The 14560-nt window shown below is 67.9% G+C and carries 16 protein-coding genes and 1 pseudogene; 16 read left to right on the forward strand and 1 reads right to left on the reverse strand.

The genetic code is table 11. The features are described 5' to 3' along the window. Positions 1-306 precede the first annotated feature (306 nt). The 13 genes and pseudogenes from AB0C84_RS43470 to AB0C84_RS43530 all read left to right on the forward strand — a co-directional run. Positions 307-507 (forward strand): annotated as a pseudogene (locus AB0C84_RS43470) (transposase); the annotation flags it as partial. Positions 508-898: 391 nt separating this feature from the next. Continuing rightward, positions 899-1219, forward strand: coding sequence for a hypothetical protein (locus tag AB0C84_RS43475; RefSeq protein WP_361078121.1), 321 nt, complete (start codon positions 899-901; stop codon positions 1217-1219). Positions 1220-2830: 1611 nt separating this feature from the next. Then, on the forward strand, positions 2831-4069 hold the full coding sequence (locus tag AB0C84_RS43480; protein WP_361078080.1) for an HAD domain-containing protein: 1239 nt from the start codon (positions 2831-2833) through the stop codon (positions 4067-4069). A 100-nt stretch (positions 4070-4169) separates the two neighbouring features. Beyond that, on the forward strand, positions 4170-5204 hold the full coding sequence (locus tag AB0C84_RS43485; RefSeq protein WP_361078082.1) for a hypothetical protein: 1035 nt from the start codon (positions 4170-4172) through the stop codon (positions 5202-5204). Beyond that, positions 5186-6037, forward strand: coding sequence for a hypothetical protein (locus AB0C84_RS43490; protein ID WP_361078085.1), 852 nt, complete (start codon positions 5186-5188; stop codon positions 6035-6037). The genes AB0C84_RS43485 and AB0C84_RS43490 overlap by 19 nt, the downstream gene beginning before the upstream one ends. Positions 6038-6152: 115 nt before the next feature. Beyond that, positions 6153-6686, forward strand: a complete 534-nt coding sequence (locus AB0C84_RS43495) for a hypothetical protein (protein WP_361078088.1) — start codon at positions 6153-6155, stop codon at positions 6684-6686. Further along, the gene (locus tag AB0C84_RS43500) at positions 6683-7687 is read left to right on the forward strand and encodes a hypothetical protein (protein ID WP_361078091.1); all 1005 of its coding nucleotides are present in this window, start codon (positions 6683-6685) and stop codon (positions 7685-7687) included. The genes AB0C84_RS43495 and AB0C84_RS43500 overlap by 4 nt, the downstream gene beginning before the upstream one ends. Before the next feature lie 41 nt (positions 7688-7728). Next, the gene (locus AB0C84_RS43505; protein WP_361078093.1) at positions 7729-8106 is read left to right on the forward strand and encodes a hypothetical protein; all 378 of its coding nucleotides are present in this window, start codon (positions 7729-7731) and stop codon (positions 8104-8106) included. Positions 8107-8269: 163 nt separating this feature from the next. Continuing rightward, on the forward strand, positions 8270-8548 hold the full coding sequence (locus AB0C84_RS43510) for a hypothetical protein (RefSeq protein ID WP_361078096.1): 279 nt from the start codon (positions 8270-8272) through the stop codon (positions 8546-8548). A gap of 160 nt (positions 8549-8708) precedes the next feature. After that, entirely contained in the window at positions 8709-9191 is a 483-nt protein-coding gene (locus tag AB0C84_RS43515) for a hypothetical protein (RefSeq protein WP_361078099.1), read from the forward strand. Positions 9192-9218: 27 nt separating this feature from the next. Beyond that, positions 9219-10214, forward strand: a complete 996-nt coding sequence (locus AB0C84_RS43520) for a YgjP-like metallopeptidase domain-containing protein (protein ID WP_361078102.1) — start codon at positions 9219-9221, stop codon at positions 10212-10214. Between the two features lie 146 nt (positions 10215-10360). After that, positions 10361-11398, forward strand: coding sequence for a hypothetical protein (locus tag AB0C84_RS43525; RefSeq protein ID WP_361078105.1), 1038 nt, complete (start codon positions 10361-10363; stop codon positions 11396-11398). Between the two features lie 70 nt (positions 11399-11468). Beyond that, positions 11469-12047 carry a hypothetical protein gene (locus AB0C84_RS43530; RefSeq protein WP_361078108.1) on the forward strand — a complete coding sequence of 193 codons (579 nt, stop codon included), beginning with the start codon at positions 11469-11471 and terminating at the stop codon, positions 12045-12047. On the opposite strand, the gene AB0C84_RS43535 is transcribed toward AB0C84_RS43530, so the two are convergent. Then, a complete protein-coding gene (locus AB0C84_RS43535; protein WP_361078118.1) occupies positions 12002-12880 on the reverse strand; it encodes an IS5 family transposase in 879 nt (292 codons plus the stop codon). The two genes, AB0C84_RS43530 and AB0C84_RS43535, sit on opposite strands and share 46 nt — an antisense overlap. Positions 12881-13059: 179 nt before the next feature. On the opposite strand from AB0C84_RS43535, the gene AB0C84_RS43540 reads away from it, so the two are divergent. From AB0C84_RS43540 to AB0C84_RS43550, 3 genes are all read left to right on the forward strand, one after another. Beyond that, entirely contained in the window at positions 13060-13263 is a 204-nt protein-coding gene (locus tag AB0C84_RS43540; RefSeq protein WP_361078111.1) for a hypothetical protein, read from the forward strand. A 33-nt stretch (positions 13264-13296) separates the two neighbouring features. Continuing rightward, positions 13297-13992, forward strand: a complete 696-nt coding sequence (locus AB0C84_RS43545) for a hypothetical protein (protein ID WP_361078113.1) — start codon at positions 13297-13299, stop codon at positions 13990-13992. Positions 13993-14130: 138 nt separating this feature from the next. Next, positions 14131-14478 (forward strand): hypothetical protein, encoded by a 348-nt coding sequence (locus AB0C84_RS43550; protein ID WP_361078116.1) that lies wholly within the window; start codon positions 14131-14133, stop codon positions 14476-14478. The last annotated feature ends 82 nt before the right edge of the window (positions 14479-14560 follow it).

Below are 14560 nucleotides of genomic sequence, written 5' to 3' on the forward strand. Positions count from 1 at the left end.
CAGCGACGCCGGCCAGCACCAGCGTCGCCGTCCCGTTCCCGCGTCCCGCCGCGGCGCTGCCGAGCACCACGGTATCCGTGGAACCGGGGGAAGCTCAAGACCAACTGCGAGGCTCTCGAATGTGCTCTTCCGGTCGGCCTGACCCCCAGACCAACCGGCCGTTGGTGCCTTGTTGCCGATCTGTCGGCCGATCGGGAGAGCACATGCGGTCGCATTGGCGGGCCGCCGGAGGTGACCTGATAAGAGCCTGGCGCACGCGCCTGATCGCAGTTGTGTCCCCGGCGCCCACCGGCGCGGCTCCAGCGACTCGTCGACCAGGCCGCGCCAGCGCTGACGGCGGTCAAAGGACTGGGCACCGGAACGGTTGCGTCCCTGCTCATCGCGGTCGGCGACAACCCCGAACGGCTCCGGTCCGAATCGGCGTTCGCGCATCTGTGCGGGGTCGCACCGATCCCCGCATCATCGGGCAAGACCAATCGTCACCGCCTCAACCGAGGAGGCGACCGGCAGGACAACCACCCGCCAACCGCGTCACCAACCTGTCAGGGCAGTACATCTAGCGCATCACCGCTGAAGAGAAAGGAAGGACCCGTGACCTCACTCAGCGAACACCTCCCACCGCTCCTATCCGCCCCGCAGGACGAAATCGCGCAGGTGGGATGCTGGCGGCCCGGCGACGTCGTCCTTGACGACGCCGGCGACATCTTCAGCCGCGCCGATAGCGACTCTGCCCGAACCGGCTGGGCGTGGCACAGAGGAGCCACCAGCACGCAGAACCGGTACGGCAGAGTCCACGCCCCCAGCGGCAGCCATGACGAGTTCGCCCCGGCGCGGCCCTTGACGCTGCTGGTCCGTGATGGACGGCCCGTCTCACAGGACCAAGCGCGGCCCGGAGCCGATGTCACGGGGATTTGCGCTCCTAGAAGCGATCCGGTACGTCTTGGAAGACCGCGGCGCCGTCTGGGGACCAGCCCCCTGGTGGGACACCGCCGAGACCGCGTTCCCCACCGTCCGCATTCCACTCCAGCCGCATCGCTGGGCGGTGGTGGCCCTGGACACCCGCGGCCGGATGAGCGCCGCGCGCACCGCCGATCCGGCCGCATCGAACTACCGAGACCAACCCGAACTGCTTCCCGCGCCCGACCTAGGCAGCGCGCTGCACCTGGCCCTCCAGACGATCCGCGGCTGGGCCGACCGGTCAGACGGCTCCCAGCCGTAACCCAGGTGCTAAGCGCAAGCCCACAAGCCTGCCAGCGGCGCCAGCACAGCCGCGGCTGGATCAGCCATATGGGGGTGGTGCCCCCGCGCCGCCAGCCCCCCGGCGGTCCCGGGAGAACGCGCCGCCGAGCGAGGCCAAACTGGTGGACAGCCCGCGGCGGACGCTCGGCTTCCAGGGCGACGGTGGCCCAGTTCCGCGCGCGGCCGCACCCGAGGTGCGTCCAGACGGACTGATCGCCTCCGTCTGCCCCCGTCGTGCTGAACCGGCCACAGCCCGGTGTACCTCGCTCTCAGCGGTCACGGCGACCACCTCGTCGCAGGGAAGAACACAATCGCCTCCCCACCAGTGGCGCTGGCCTTGCCCACCTTGCACAGGGCCGCATGGCCCAACTCGATGAGGTATACAGGTCGGTCCGGGCGCTGAAGACATACGCGCACGACCCGCCGGCAACCGCGACACGCCGGGAGGCGATTCGGACAGGGCGCCAACCACAGGTCGAGGGCGTCCTCCAGCCGGTTCTCCAACTCCAGGGCATCGAGTCGCTCCACCATGGCCAGAGCGGCGCGGCCGTCACCGGAGGCCTGAAAGTCGCGTGCCAGCGGATGGAACGCTCGCGTGGTCGGGCTGGCCCCAGCCCCCACGGTGGGCCCGGCCCCGTAGATCGGTTCGGCGAGGCCTGCGACGGCCAGGCGATCGCCGACGAGGACTTGATCAGTGATCGTCCGCTAGCACGGCTGGCATCTGGCCAACGCCGTGGCGACCAGTCTCGACATCAGCGTCATGTAGACGCGGCGGTCGACGCCGAACCTCCTCCCGCCGGTCGGCACGTCACCCGGTACGGCAGACACTGCAGCGGACTGAATACGTCCTTGCGGTGCCGTCTACACCAGCAGTTCCGGACGCGAACTCCAAGAGCGCTGCGCGTCGCTACGCGATAGCCCTACGCCCCAACCTTTCCACTCGCGCCCCGGAACTGCTCGACACACCTCACCGCAAGGGGACGCCCCAGTGAGCCCCGACACCTAAACCGCGCGGAGGGCACATTGTCGGTTACCTTCGATCTTCTCAACCCGAAAACGCGTAATTTCCTCGACACCGACCTGGAGCTGAGCATATCCAACGTGACGCAGAAAGGGTCGGAAATGCGATTGAGCTCACCCAATACGCCGACGACAACCACAAGGGGACCGGAGATGAATGCAGCGTCGAACAGTTGCGCGAATGCCTTTCGCGCTTGCAGGACGGCCACCCCGCCGCCCCCTACTCCAACCTGCGGCTCGGCCAAATCACGGCCCTAATGAAAGCCGCTGCAAACTCCGAAATTCCGGTACTGCTCATCGCCTAGGGGTGAACAGAATTCCCCATGGCGTGCTCGCTGCCAGGCGCCGGCAAAGCCTGCCTCACCGGGCGAGGGGCCGCAACCCGGCATTCGCTCCGCTCATCCGCAGCGGGGTTGCGGCCCCTCGCCCGGCGAGGCTGATCAGCTTCCCGGCGCCCGGCAGCAAGCACGCGATCTGCCTGTTCTAAAAAAGGAAACTTCCCTTTCCTGCGACCCCTTTCTTGGTGCATCTCTTGCTGGCATGCCGGTTACGGCCCGAGGGAGACGAGGCTATGACCAGTTTTCAGGAAATCATCAACTACGTAAAATCCCATGCCGCTGAGAAGGGGGTTCCGGCGACCGACGACGCCTCAGTCCGTGAGAAGTCCCCCACGCGGCGACCGCTCGCGCCGACCATCTCTTCCCTCGAACGGGTGGCCTGCGCGTTGAAGGCAGACACCGAATTCGATGATGTTGATTTCGGATGGGAGCCGGAGCGGGACCATGCCGAGCTGACCATCGTGGTGGAGGGGAACAAGTACGAGGTACGGCTGCAGTTCACAGCGTCCCTCTATAACGGTCCGCAGCCGCCCATGCAGGACGGCATGGTGGACGAGCCCGGCAACGACGACTACCTCGCCTACGAGGTCCACGCCGAGTGGGACTACCTGGACCTACAGGGCCGTGAGCGGGTCGCGTTGTGCAACGACGAGACCACCCTCCTCGCGCTGCTTCGCGGTCTCCGCGAGATGACTCAGACCGAGGAGCCGAAGACGCGGATCGACTTCGCCGCCCCCTTCCAGCAGTCCACCCAAACGCATGCGCAAGCGCTGACCGCCTGGGCGCGGAAGCGTGAGCGACTCCACCATCTGGTCAACCACCACCCCGAGGAGGTTGAGCAGGCCGAGCAGGAGATCAACATCTTGGCCGGTGAGTTCTGCGCTGACCTGATCGGGGACGGCGCCATCGAGGACGCCAACCCCCACCGCTGCCCGCACCCGAGTTGTCGGCCAGTCCTTCTACTGGATGTGGACGGGGTGCTCAACCCGCATCTGGAACCCGACGCCGCGGCCGCCGCCGGCTACAGGCGCCACACCTTCACCCTGACGCCCTACCAGCGCAGGATCTCACCCTGGCTGAACCCCCAGCACGGTCAGTGGCTGCGTGAGCTCGCCGAACACCTGCAGCTGGTCTGGTGCACCAGCTGGGAACATGCCGCGGCGCAGCACATCGCACCCGTGCTCGGGCTTCCGGAGATGGCTGTGGTTGAGGTCGGGCCGATGGGTGGCGCGGTCTTCGACGGCCGCTCAGCCAAGGCCGACGCGGTGAACTGCTGGCTGGGGAATCGTCCGGCCGTATGGCTGGACGATGTGCATGGCGTCGGCGACCACCAGTGGGCCCGCGACCGCAACGAAGACTGCGATCCGACACTCCTGGTCACGGTCAACCCCACCCAGGGATTCATCCGCCCGCACGTCGACGTGATCCTCCAGTGGCTGCACGACAACCAGCTGATCGGTTCCGAGGAATGATTCCTGGTTCCGGTCGGCAGGGCAGGCCCTGGCGCACGGTTCCGACAGGGCCAAGACCCAGACCGCCCGCTGCGGCGACCAATCCACCTGATCCCCGAGCATGAAGATGTACTACCTCGGGGCCCAGCCGCATTGGCTGGGCCCCGACTCGCCGCTGCCCGAACGCGTCCCGGTGTGCGTGTCCCGCGGCCGCCTCGAAGGACGCAAGACCCTGCCGCGCGCCAGCCGCCGATGGATGCTCGACTCCAAGAGCTATACCGTCCTGAGCCGGAACCAGGACGACGGCGGCTACGCGCGCTGGGACATCAGCCCGCACCAGTACGTGCGGCTGGTCCGCGAATACGCAGATCAGATCGGCTGCCTGGACACCGCCTCCTCCATGGACTGGATGTGCGAGGGCCCAGTCCGCGCTAACACTGGCTTCGACATCTCCGAGCACCTGCGCCGGACCGTCATCAGCTACTGGGAGCTGCGGTGGCTGGACGCGGACCTGCAGATCTTCCCAGTCATCCAGGGCGATGCGTCCCTCACCGTCGACCATCACCTGCGCTGCGTCGACATGTACGAGCGGGCCGGTGTCGACCTGGCCGCGCTGCCGCTGGTCGGAGTCGGCAGCGTCTGCCGGCTCCCGTCCACCGCTCGGATCATCGCCTTGTTCGCGGCCCTGCAGCGGCGTTTGGGCACCGACGTCAGGCTGCACGCCTTCGGGGTCAAGACCGATGCCCTGACCGCCATTGCGCCCGGCATCTACTCGGCGGACTCCCACGCGTGGTCCAAGCACGGACGAGACACCGTCCGCCGGTGCCCCCACTCCCACTCCGGCGTCACGTGGGAGGCGAACTGCCCGATCGGCGCCCTGGAATGGTACGACCGCACGCTGCAGGAGGCATCCGGGACGACTCCGGCCACCTGGGCGCGCAAAGTCGAGACCTACCAGCGCCGCGGCGACAACGGGCTGCTGTTCGAAGACCTCTACCCCGCCGCGATTCAGCCCACCGTGGGTGACCGGATCGCCAGCTCCGTCCGAGCGTTCCTGCCCGAGGGAACCGAGCCGGCACTGGCCACCATGCTCGACAACTTCGTCACCCACCCCTCCATCAACCAGGGAGCATCGCCATGCCCGACGACGCCTTGACCCGCCTCCCGGACGGCGTGATCGAATTCGATGGTTACGCCGTACCGCCCCCGCGCTGCGACTGGGAATACGCCCTCGACGACGTAGGCGTGAGATACCGGCGCGGCCTGATCGCGTTGCGGCTGCGGCCCGGTCAGTGGCCATTCGCCTACCACGACCCTGACTTTGAGCACCGTTTCCGGCGTGGCCGGGGCGACCCGGTCCCTCCTGAATGCGGCGTCGCGTCGATCCGGGTCGCGCCCGACTGCGACGACTACTCCTGGCGCAACGAGTACGTCTTGGCCCGTCCGAGCCGGACGGTGCCGCACCACGCCGATGCCTCCCTCACCTTGTGGGTGCGGCCGCAGGGCATGGGCGGCATGGTCACCCGGTGCAGCGTTCACCTGGACCTGCTGGAAGCCACCTACCGGATCGAGCATCTACATCCAGCGCTGCCCGACGAGGTCAAGCAGCAGGCCGAGACCAAGGCCGCGAAACTTCTGGCGTTCCTGCTCGCGGAGGTGAAGAACCGCGATGGCGCGACCGAACGGCCGCTCCAGGTGGCCGACCGGGTCCGCGAGCGCCGTCACCGCCCCGGAGCCTGGCGGGAACCGGCCCCCCGCAATGGTCACCCCGGCTGGTCCCGCGAGGTCGGAGACGGCATCCACTATCTGTTCGTCGTCCAGATGGGCAACGGCCACTGGAGGTGGGCGGTGTGCCAGCACGACGGGCGCACAGAGGCGCTCAACACGCGCCCGTGCGGTGACGCCGATGACCTCGAACAGGCCAAAGCCCTGGCTGACGCCGCCGAGGTGCCGAGCGCAAGCCCGACACCCCAGCGCCCCGCGGCCTAGACAAATGGCGCCGGAACGGCGGTAGCCGACGCACTGGCGCCGGTCGGCGCCCCACAGCACCCGATGTGGGCCGCGGGCAAGTCTGCCTGCGCCAATCAGAAGGAGGGACTTCCCCATGGCTCGATTCACCGTGCCCAGCCTGAACGCCCTGGCGGAACTGGCCGCCACGCAGATTACCGACGAGCAGACCACGGCGTTCGCCCAAGCCGCCGCCCGTATCGGCGACAGGTACACACTGCGCAACCGATTCCTGATGTGGCTGCAGGACCCGGACCTGACCCAGGTCGCCGGGTATGAGGAGTGGCGGAAGCGTGGCCGCAAGGTCAAGGACGACGGGTCAGCCGTGGGCAAGGGCTTGGCCTTCATCGCGGCGATCACCCGCCCTCCCAAGCCCGGTGAGAACGCCAACGGTAGGCGCCCCGCCAAGGGCATGAGGGTCAGCTATGTCTTCGACATCGCGCATACCGAACCGCTCGATGATGTCACCGACGCCCCTTCCACCGCGCCGGCGGGCATCCAGCCCACAGAAGCCGATATCAGAGCGATGCTCGCCAAGCTCACTGGCGAGCTCGGCTCCACCTCCGGCGCGACTCCGGCCGGCTTCCCGGCGACCGCTGGCGCCGACGAGACCCGCCACGCAGCAGCATGACGGACCGCGTCGTTGCCGCTTCGCCCACCGGCCTTGACCCGGTGGGCGAAGTCGTTTCGCAGATGCAGAGCATCACCATGTGGATCGCGTTCTTGACCTACGCCTCCCACCAGCACGGCCGAACAGCCGCTCCTCTGCTGCTCGTCTGGAACCGTTTCGGGGGGAAACCTCCGAGCGTCGGCCCATTTCCGGTTCCGCGCGAGGAACTGGCCGAGATCATCGGCGCGCTCACCGACGACACGGTGCGCACGCGGGTCAACGCGGCCTTCACCCAGGCAGCCGCCGCACTCCCACTGCCATCCAGCGCGCCGTCGGAACCGTCAGCCAAGTCCGGGCGCCGCCGCGGGCAACATGCCAGAGCGTCCAGCTCGCTCGCCGACAAGCATGTCTCTGCCGAGACGCCGCGAGGACCGATCTCGTTCACTGTGGCGATCGACTGGTCCCACGGCCGAGTCCGGTACGAAGTGGATCGGATCGGCGTGTTCTGGTTGTCGCCCAGCGACGAGTACGGGCCCGACAACGTGCGGATCCAGTACGGCGACGACGGTGAGAACTACTTCCAGAGAGCGGGATATCAGGCGCGGCCGAACGCACCGCAGGTGTTCGGCATCACGATCGTCGGCACCGCCGTAGTCAACCCCAGCTACGCCAAGCCGACCGAAAACGGATGGGTAAATGTGCGCCGCCGCGGCGCCGACCACTACTCGGTGAGCGCCCCTACAGCAACCAGCCAACGGATCGCCCAGATCGTGTACGCCCTGCTCAACCACTACCAGAAGCACCCGGACCTGAAAAGGATCAGGGTGGCGCAGGCACGCTATCGGGCGCCCGCCCGGCTCGCCGCCCACCAGCGCACGGCCACCAAGCTGACCGAACGGATCACCGAGCTCGAAACCGAACGGGCCCAAGCAATGAAAGCTGCCGCAGCCCAGCAGGCGCTACTCGATCAACCGCCGCCCGGACCGGCCGAGCCTCCTGCACCGGCTCCGTCCGACCCGTGACCCGCCCTACCGTCCACCTGCTCACCGGAAGGAACCGTGCGATGGATGCGACGGACAAGCTCATCCGATTGGCCGAGATGCACTGGAACCGCATGCAGAACTCGTTCGGCAGCCTCCAGAGCAGCTTGACCGAACACGGTTTGAACTGGGAGAAAGCTACCATCGCCCAGTATTCCGGCTGGGCCCGCCAGTACTACGGCGAGTGGGGCACCGAGCGGTTCGCCGTCGGAACCAGCGTCTCGATGATCATCGGGGACGGGCAGAGCCAGGACTACACGCGCGCCCTAAGCCTGGTCGACGAATGGGTCCAGCAGCGACTCCTCGGGTTCCAGGTCGCCCAACGGTTGCGGGAGCTAGCGAGCGCGCCACCGACCGAGCCGCCGCCAACGAAGTCGCTGAGCACTACCGACGTGCCCTGACAGCGCCGGCGCCTGGCACTCCAGACCTCGCCGTCCCATCGCCCTCGTCGTGGTCCTCGACGGGCTCCGCCGCGGCGCCCCGGGGTAAGCCGCCGGACCGGCGCATCCGACACCAACCCACCAAGCATAGAAAGTCTCCCGCCCGGCCAGAGAGGAGACCACCATGCCCAGACAGCCCAGCGACCTGGTCCGCGTCCTGGAAGAGGCGCTCTGCGACGTGCTCGCCACCCCAAAGTTCCTCAGCGCCCTCGCGGACGGCGTAACCGCCAGTGAGCACATACAGGTGACCGAGCTCGGCCCCCTGAGCGAGTTCACCGCAGACCACGGCGTCGAGGTGGAGTTGCGCGACACGCACTCCGGACGCGCGCAACTCTTCCACCTCAGAATCGGCGCCCCCGGCGATTCCCTCGTCGAGGTCTGGCCGGAACCCGCAACGGTCTGACAGCCGCAGCGGGGTGGTCGCCCGAGGCGAGGCGGCCGCCTCGCTGGCCGGCGCTGACCAAGTCATCGCCGGCGGGGCTCCCGTCCCCCACTAGCACGCCATCGCTGTACGCCCTGCCCCCGCCCCCAGCCAGGCCCCACCCCTCGATAAGGAGCTGCTGATGTTCTCTCGGAATGACTTTCTGGACGCGCTGGACCTGGACGCCTTCGCTGATCTGTTCCGGCCTTTGGGGTATGTGAAGTTCCCAGGCGGCGAGGACGTATACCAACGGGTCGGCGGTGGCCGCGAGACCGCGCTGAGACTTCCCCGCCACCACGACGAGGACGGCCGTTGGCGCCAGGACGTGCTCCTCGCAGCCCGGACCTACGTGAATCAGACGGGCTGGATGTTGTTCTGGATCCCGCAAACCGAGGATGAAGCCCACTACGCCTCTCTGATCCTCGGCCTACTCCTCGACATCCGAACCACCGAGAGCGACGGATGGAACGGCGGTGATCTCGTCGACAAGCTCGAGAAGTTCTTCACCAAGCTGAGCCTGGACTTCGAGACCGAGGTCCCCGGGCTCGACGGAGACGGGAACACTCCCGATCCGGCGGCCTTCCTCAGGGCCACTCTGGCGCGCCAGCACCGCGACCTGTTCTGACGAACTGGCGCGGACCCGGAGATCACGATGGACATCACACACCTGCGAGAGGGGAGCCGTCTGCGGTCCCCCGACGGCCGCGACTTCACCCTCAGCACATCCGCCCAACGGCACGGGCGATTCGGGTGGTGGGCCGTCCCGGACCGCGGCGGCCGCCGCACCTTCCTCACCCAGCCCGACCTGACCCCACGCGGCGGTTGGACCATCCTCGACAGCTTCCGGATCATCCCGTACGGCGCGGCCGACATTCCCCACGAACTCGTCGACGCGCTGACGGACGCCGTGCCAGCCGGAATCGAGTGGATCGGCACCCTCTCCACTCGCCGCCGCACGGTCGGGTTGACCGTGGACGAGCACGCACGGCTGCACGTCACCGCACCCGCCACAATGCCCGCCGCCCAGGTCGCCGCCCAGGTGGCCGAGAACACCTCATGGATCTGGCGGCACGTCCGCCGGCCCGGCCACAACGGCCCGCCGACCCCTGCAGGGCAGAACATCAAGGAGATGGTCGCCGGGGAGAACCTTCCGTGGCTGGGGCGCCCAGCCCGGCTCGACGTCGTCGACGACCCCAGCGCGCCGCCGGCCCGCCGGACCCGCAACGGGTTCGGGAACTGGGTGGTCGTCCGCGCCGATCTCACCGATCGTCAACGCGCAGACGCGGTCATCCACCTGGACCGGGCACACGGCCGTCAGTTCCTCGCCGAGCACTGCTTGGGCCTGCTCGACCGCGCAGGTGTTGCACGGGCACCGCGGTGGGAGGTGACCGAGTTGCCGCTGTCGCGGCGGTGGGCGACCTACTACCCCCGCACGCACACCGTCCGGGTGCACTGGCCGCTGCTGCAGCTCGACGTGACGATCATCGAATACGCGGTGGCCCGAGCTCTATGGCAAGCCGAGAACCCAGATCGGCGGGTCTCGCTCTATGTGTGGCATCCCGGGGCCGCTGACGCGGCCCGCCGCCTCGGGGAGGCCGGTCGCACCGTGTGGGATGGCTCCATCCGCAGGCCTCGATCATCGGCATGACGCCAGCGCACGGCGTGCGCTGTGCTTCCACCCCTCCACAGGTCCCAGCTGCTCAAGCAGTCGGGCAAGGCACTCCCGTGCACGCTGCCTGATTGCGAACTGTTCCGAAAGGCAACACCGTGTCTTACGTATCGACCTCCCGAGCTGTGGTCGACCAGGTGCTCGCGGAGAACTCCACCTATACCTCAGGCGACCGCTCGGGCCCTGCCTTCGCAGGCCATCCCAACAGGTTCGTGCTGCTGGAGATGACCGCCGACTGCGACCGCGCGGTCAGCGTCCGCAGCACCTACATGTCGGACAACGACGTGGAGGAATTGGCGGACGCGCTGCGCGCCGGCGTCGCCCTCGCCGCGACCATCGCCGAGCGCATCCCCCCGATCCAGCCGGAGCCACCCTTCGCCGACATGCTCGGTCTCAGCGCCCTGTTCCGGGCGATCACTCAGTACGCCACTCCGGAACAGGCTGCCCAATGGACCGATCTGCGCGAGGCAGTACTCGATCTCGACGCCAAGTACGCCAGTCCAGACCGTCCAGAAGCCGCCGCCGCACGCTCCATGGGCAGGCTGGCCCGCTGGGACAACAATCTGGATGAGCTGATGGGCGAGCTCTTCGTCCTGGCCCCGCCTGCCCCGGCCGACATCCGAACCCTGGTCCGGTTCGCCGCCGAGTTCCTCACCGCCCTGGAGGAGAAGGACTCCTACTACGGCGTCGGCGAGGCGTACCGCCAGACCATCACCGGCAGGGTGCCGATCCCAGCCGAGAAGGGCCTGCATGCCCTTGCGCGCCGCGTTCACCAGCGCCTCACCGCCGCCGGCGGCCAGCGGTTCGCCGACTACATCAGCATCCTGCAGATGCCGCCCCAGTGGCGGCCCGGCGACCTCGCGCAGCTGCGCGATGAGCACCACGCTCACGCCCTCACCGTGCGCGTCGTGGAGGTGAACGATGAAGCGTCGACCGCTCTCATCGATCCCGTTCACGAGAAGTACTGCATCGGCGACCACCCCGGCGCCGACAACGACGAGCTGTGCGCCCCGAATTCGCCGCCGATCGGCGAGCCCGGCCACCAGTTCAAGGTGCATCTGGGGGACCTGCACACGTTGCCCGTCGGGTACCGACCCGATCTCGACGACGCCCTCGGCATTGCCCGCCCCGACGTCAGTGAAGACGGCGCCGATGAAGCGTGATGTTCCTCAGCGGAGGCCTTCCCTCAGCCACTGGCGAAATACCACACCGGAATGAACGAAAGGACTGGCGATGAGCACTGCAGAGCCTGACGACGCCATCGCCCCGAACACCGCAGTCGTATTCGTGCCGGCCGACCCTCACGACCCCACGACGTACCCCAGCCTGCTGATGCCTGACGGCCGCCGATGCGCTGTCTTCGAGGACCGCTACGGCGTCCTGAACATCGCTATCTCTCGGGACAGAAGCACCGCCGATCCTCCGGCTGAGATCGGCTCCATCCGGCTCACGGTAGGAAAGCTCGTCGTCCACGAAGACCTCGTGGACCTCCCCGGCTGGGACGAGATGAGCGATTACGACCGAGGCTGGGCCCTGCTGCACGTGTACGAGCGCGACAAGCGAGGCACCCAACACGCCCTCACCTACTCCGCACCTCGATTCGCCGACGACCCCCGTCTTTCCAGCCTGTCCGCCGAGGCCGCCAGTGCGCACGCCACAAAGATCGTCAGCACCACCGACGAGATCATCGAAACGATCGGCGAGGACGAGTACGACCGGCTCATCGCGGTGGTGGCCGACCCGCCTAGGGCCTGTTTCAAAGTTGATCAGAGCCATTCGTTGATGGCGGCGATGTGGACGGTGGCCAGGTAGCGGACGGCGAGCTTGTCGAACCGGGCGGCGACCGCGCGGTGGCGTTTGAGCCGGATGATGCCGCACTCCACGGCGTGGCGCTCGCGGTAGTCGACCGGATCGAATCCGGGTGGCCGGCCACCGCGGGCCCCGCGGCGCAGCCGGTGGCCGGCCTGGTCGGCCGGTTCGGGGATCGTGGCCGCGATGCCCCGCCGCCGCAGGTGAGCCCGGATCGCCCTGGAGGAGTACGCCTTGTCCCCGCGCACCCGTTCGGGCCGGGTGCGCGGGTGCCCGCCGCCGGTGCGGGCGACCCGGATCCCGGCCATGACCGCCTCGAACTGGGGAGCGTCGCCCCGCTGCCCGGCGGTGACCACCAGCGACAACGGCTTTTGGCCCTGTTCGCAGGCCAGGTGCAGCTTGGTCGACAGCCCGCCCCGCGAACGTCCCAAGGCATGATCGTCGGGCTCGGGCGTTCTTCCGCCGGGCGGGTCGGCCTGTTTGTCGCCGTGGCCGCGGGCTCCGGCCGCGTGCTGGTGGGCGCGCAGGACGGTGGAGTCCACCCCGACCTGCCAGTCGATCAGCCCGGCGGCGTCGGCCCGTGTTTGCAGCCGGGCCAGAAGGTTCGCCCACGTGCCGTCGCGTTGCCAGCGGCGGAACAGCGAGTAGACCGCTCGCCAGGAGCCGTAGCAGGCAGGCACGTCCCGCCACGGCGCACCGACACGCACCCGCCAGCGGATGCCGTCGATGAGCTGCCGTTTCGTCCATTTTGAGGGCCGGCCCGGACGTCTGGGCGCGGGCAGCAGCGGTTCCAGCCGCGCCCATTGCTCATCGGTCAGATCGAACCGCCTCGTCACCGCTAGGGTGGCCACGAGGTCTCCGGTGTTGTTCTTCTTGGTCGATGAACGCTCTACCGGAGACCTCACTGCGTCCGGCGCATGACACGCCGCCGCTCATCTCACTTCGAAACAGGCCCTAGCCGAGCATGACACCGGTGCATCAGAGCACGGCCGTCGCTTGGCCTGGGAGGTCAACGATGCGCGAGCAAGCCAAAGACGAGCGACCGTACGACCCGGCCAACGGGAACTTCGACACCTGCACCGGTATCTGGCCCGGCCCGAACGGTGAACAGATCGACTGCTGCGAACGGTGCAGCACGTTCCCCTTCGTCACACTGATCACCGAGAACCCGGCCCGCGCGGCGAGCCAAACCTCGCCTTCAGCACGCTCTGCAGCGTGACGCTGAGATCTTCCCCAACTTCCCCGAAGGAGCATGGTCGCGAACATGGGAGTAAACGAGATTTCCGAAGGGGAAGAAGGGTTCTTCCGCAGGTTCGAACCACCCGTGCGAACCACTGCGATATATGAGCGGCGCCGTCCGTGGGGGCAGGAGCTGTTCATCCCGTCGGTGTGGGAGATCTGCCGGGTCAAGTCGATTGAGCTGGGCCGTCCGTACAAGCTCGCCGAAACCAACGACGAGCAAGCCGCGCTCCAATACGCCGTGGAGGCACACCAACGCCTGGCCGCCGAGATGAAGGTTGCTCTTGCCGTGACTTGCGAAAGGAGGTACCCCTTGCTCCGTGAGCACGTCCAAGTGCATCTGCAACTGATGGCGGGCTGCTGGATCACCGCCTACTGGTTCGGGGAAGACGCCTGCCCTCGGGCCACCGACCAGCTGTGCCAGCGCCGGCGGCTCGAGAGCTCATCAGCCGAGGTGATCGACATGTACTGCCCGGCAGGCTGCGGGAAGTTCCGCGGCACCCAAGCACAGTGGACGGCGCACGTCCAGGAGCACAAGCGGGTGCGCGGCATGGGCCGGGCCCGTCTGGCAGAGGCACTGGAGATGGCCCGTCGCGCCGGCGACCGCGCGGGCGTCGCCCTGTACACCACGACGTGGCGTGCGGAGATCGGAGGAGAGCCCCCGAACGCAACGGGAGAGACGCAAAAGGGTACGGCACCCCATCAGTGAGCTCTCTCCGCGAGCAAATGCATTGCGAGTTGCCGCCACCGAGTTCACCCGCCCTTCCTTCCCTGCGGTGATCTGCGGAAAGCCTGAACCGGTAGCGCGCCGGTGGCCCGGGTCAAACCACCCCAAGGGGGCCCGGTTGTGACCCGGGCCACCGGCGCGCTGAAGCACAACCCGTTTCCGCAGATCCCACTGGAAGGAATCGGGCTCATGAACCAGAAACCGCACGAGATGACCGACGCATGCGCTGCGGTGCATTGCTGGGCTCACGACATCGACGAAGCCGCAACCGGCTGGAGGGTGTGCTTTGAATGCTGGCACGTGTACCCGAACGCCCGTGCTCTGCGCCGCGACTACCGCCGCGAATTCTGGAAGGTCTCCGACGACTCTCGGCTCGGCCGCATGCCCCTGTGGGCCCGGATCTGGCAGGTCCTGACCGTTCGTACATCGGGCATCGACTTCTGCCAACACTGCCTTCACAGCTTCTAGCACACCGGCACCGCTGACCTGTCCGGCGGGGGGGGTGGGGGTCCGGCGGGGTAACACCCCGCCCACCAACGGGACGCCCCCC

The organism is Actinomadura sp. NPDC048955, assembly GCF_040649435.1.
Classification (GTDB): Bacteria; Actinomycetota; Actinomycetes; order Streptosporangiales; family Streptosporangiaceae; genus Spirillospora; species Spirillospora luteofluorescens.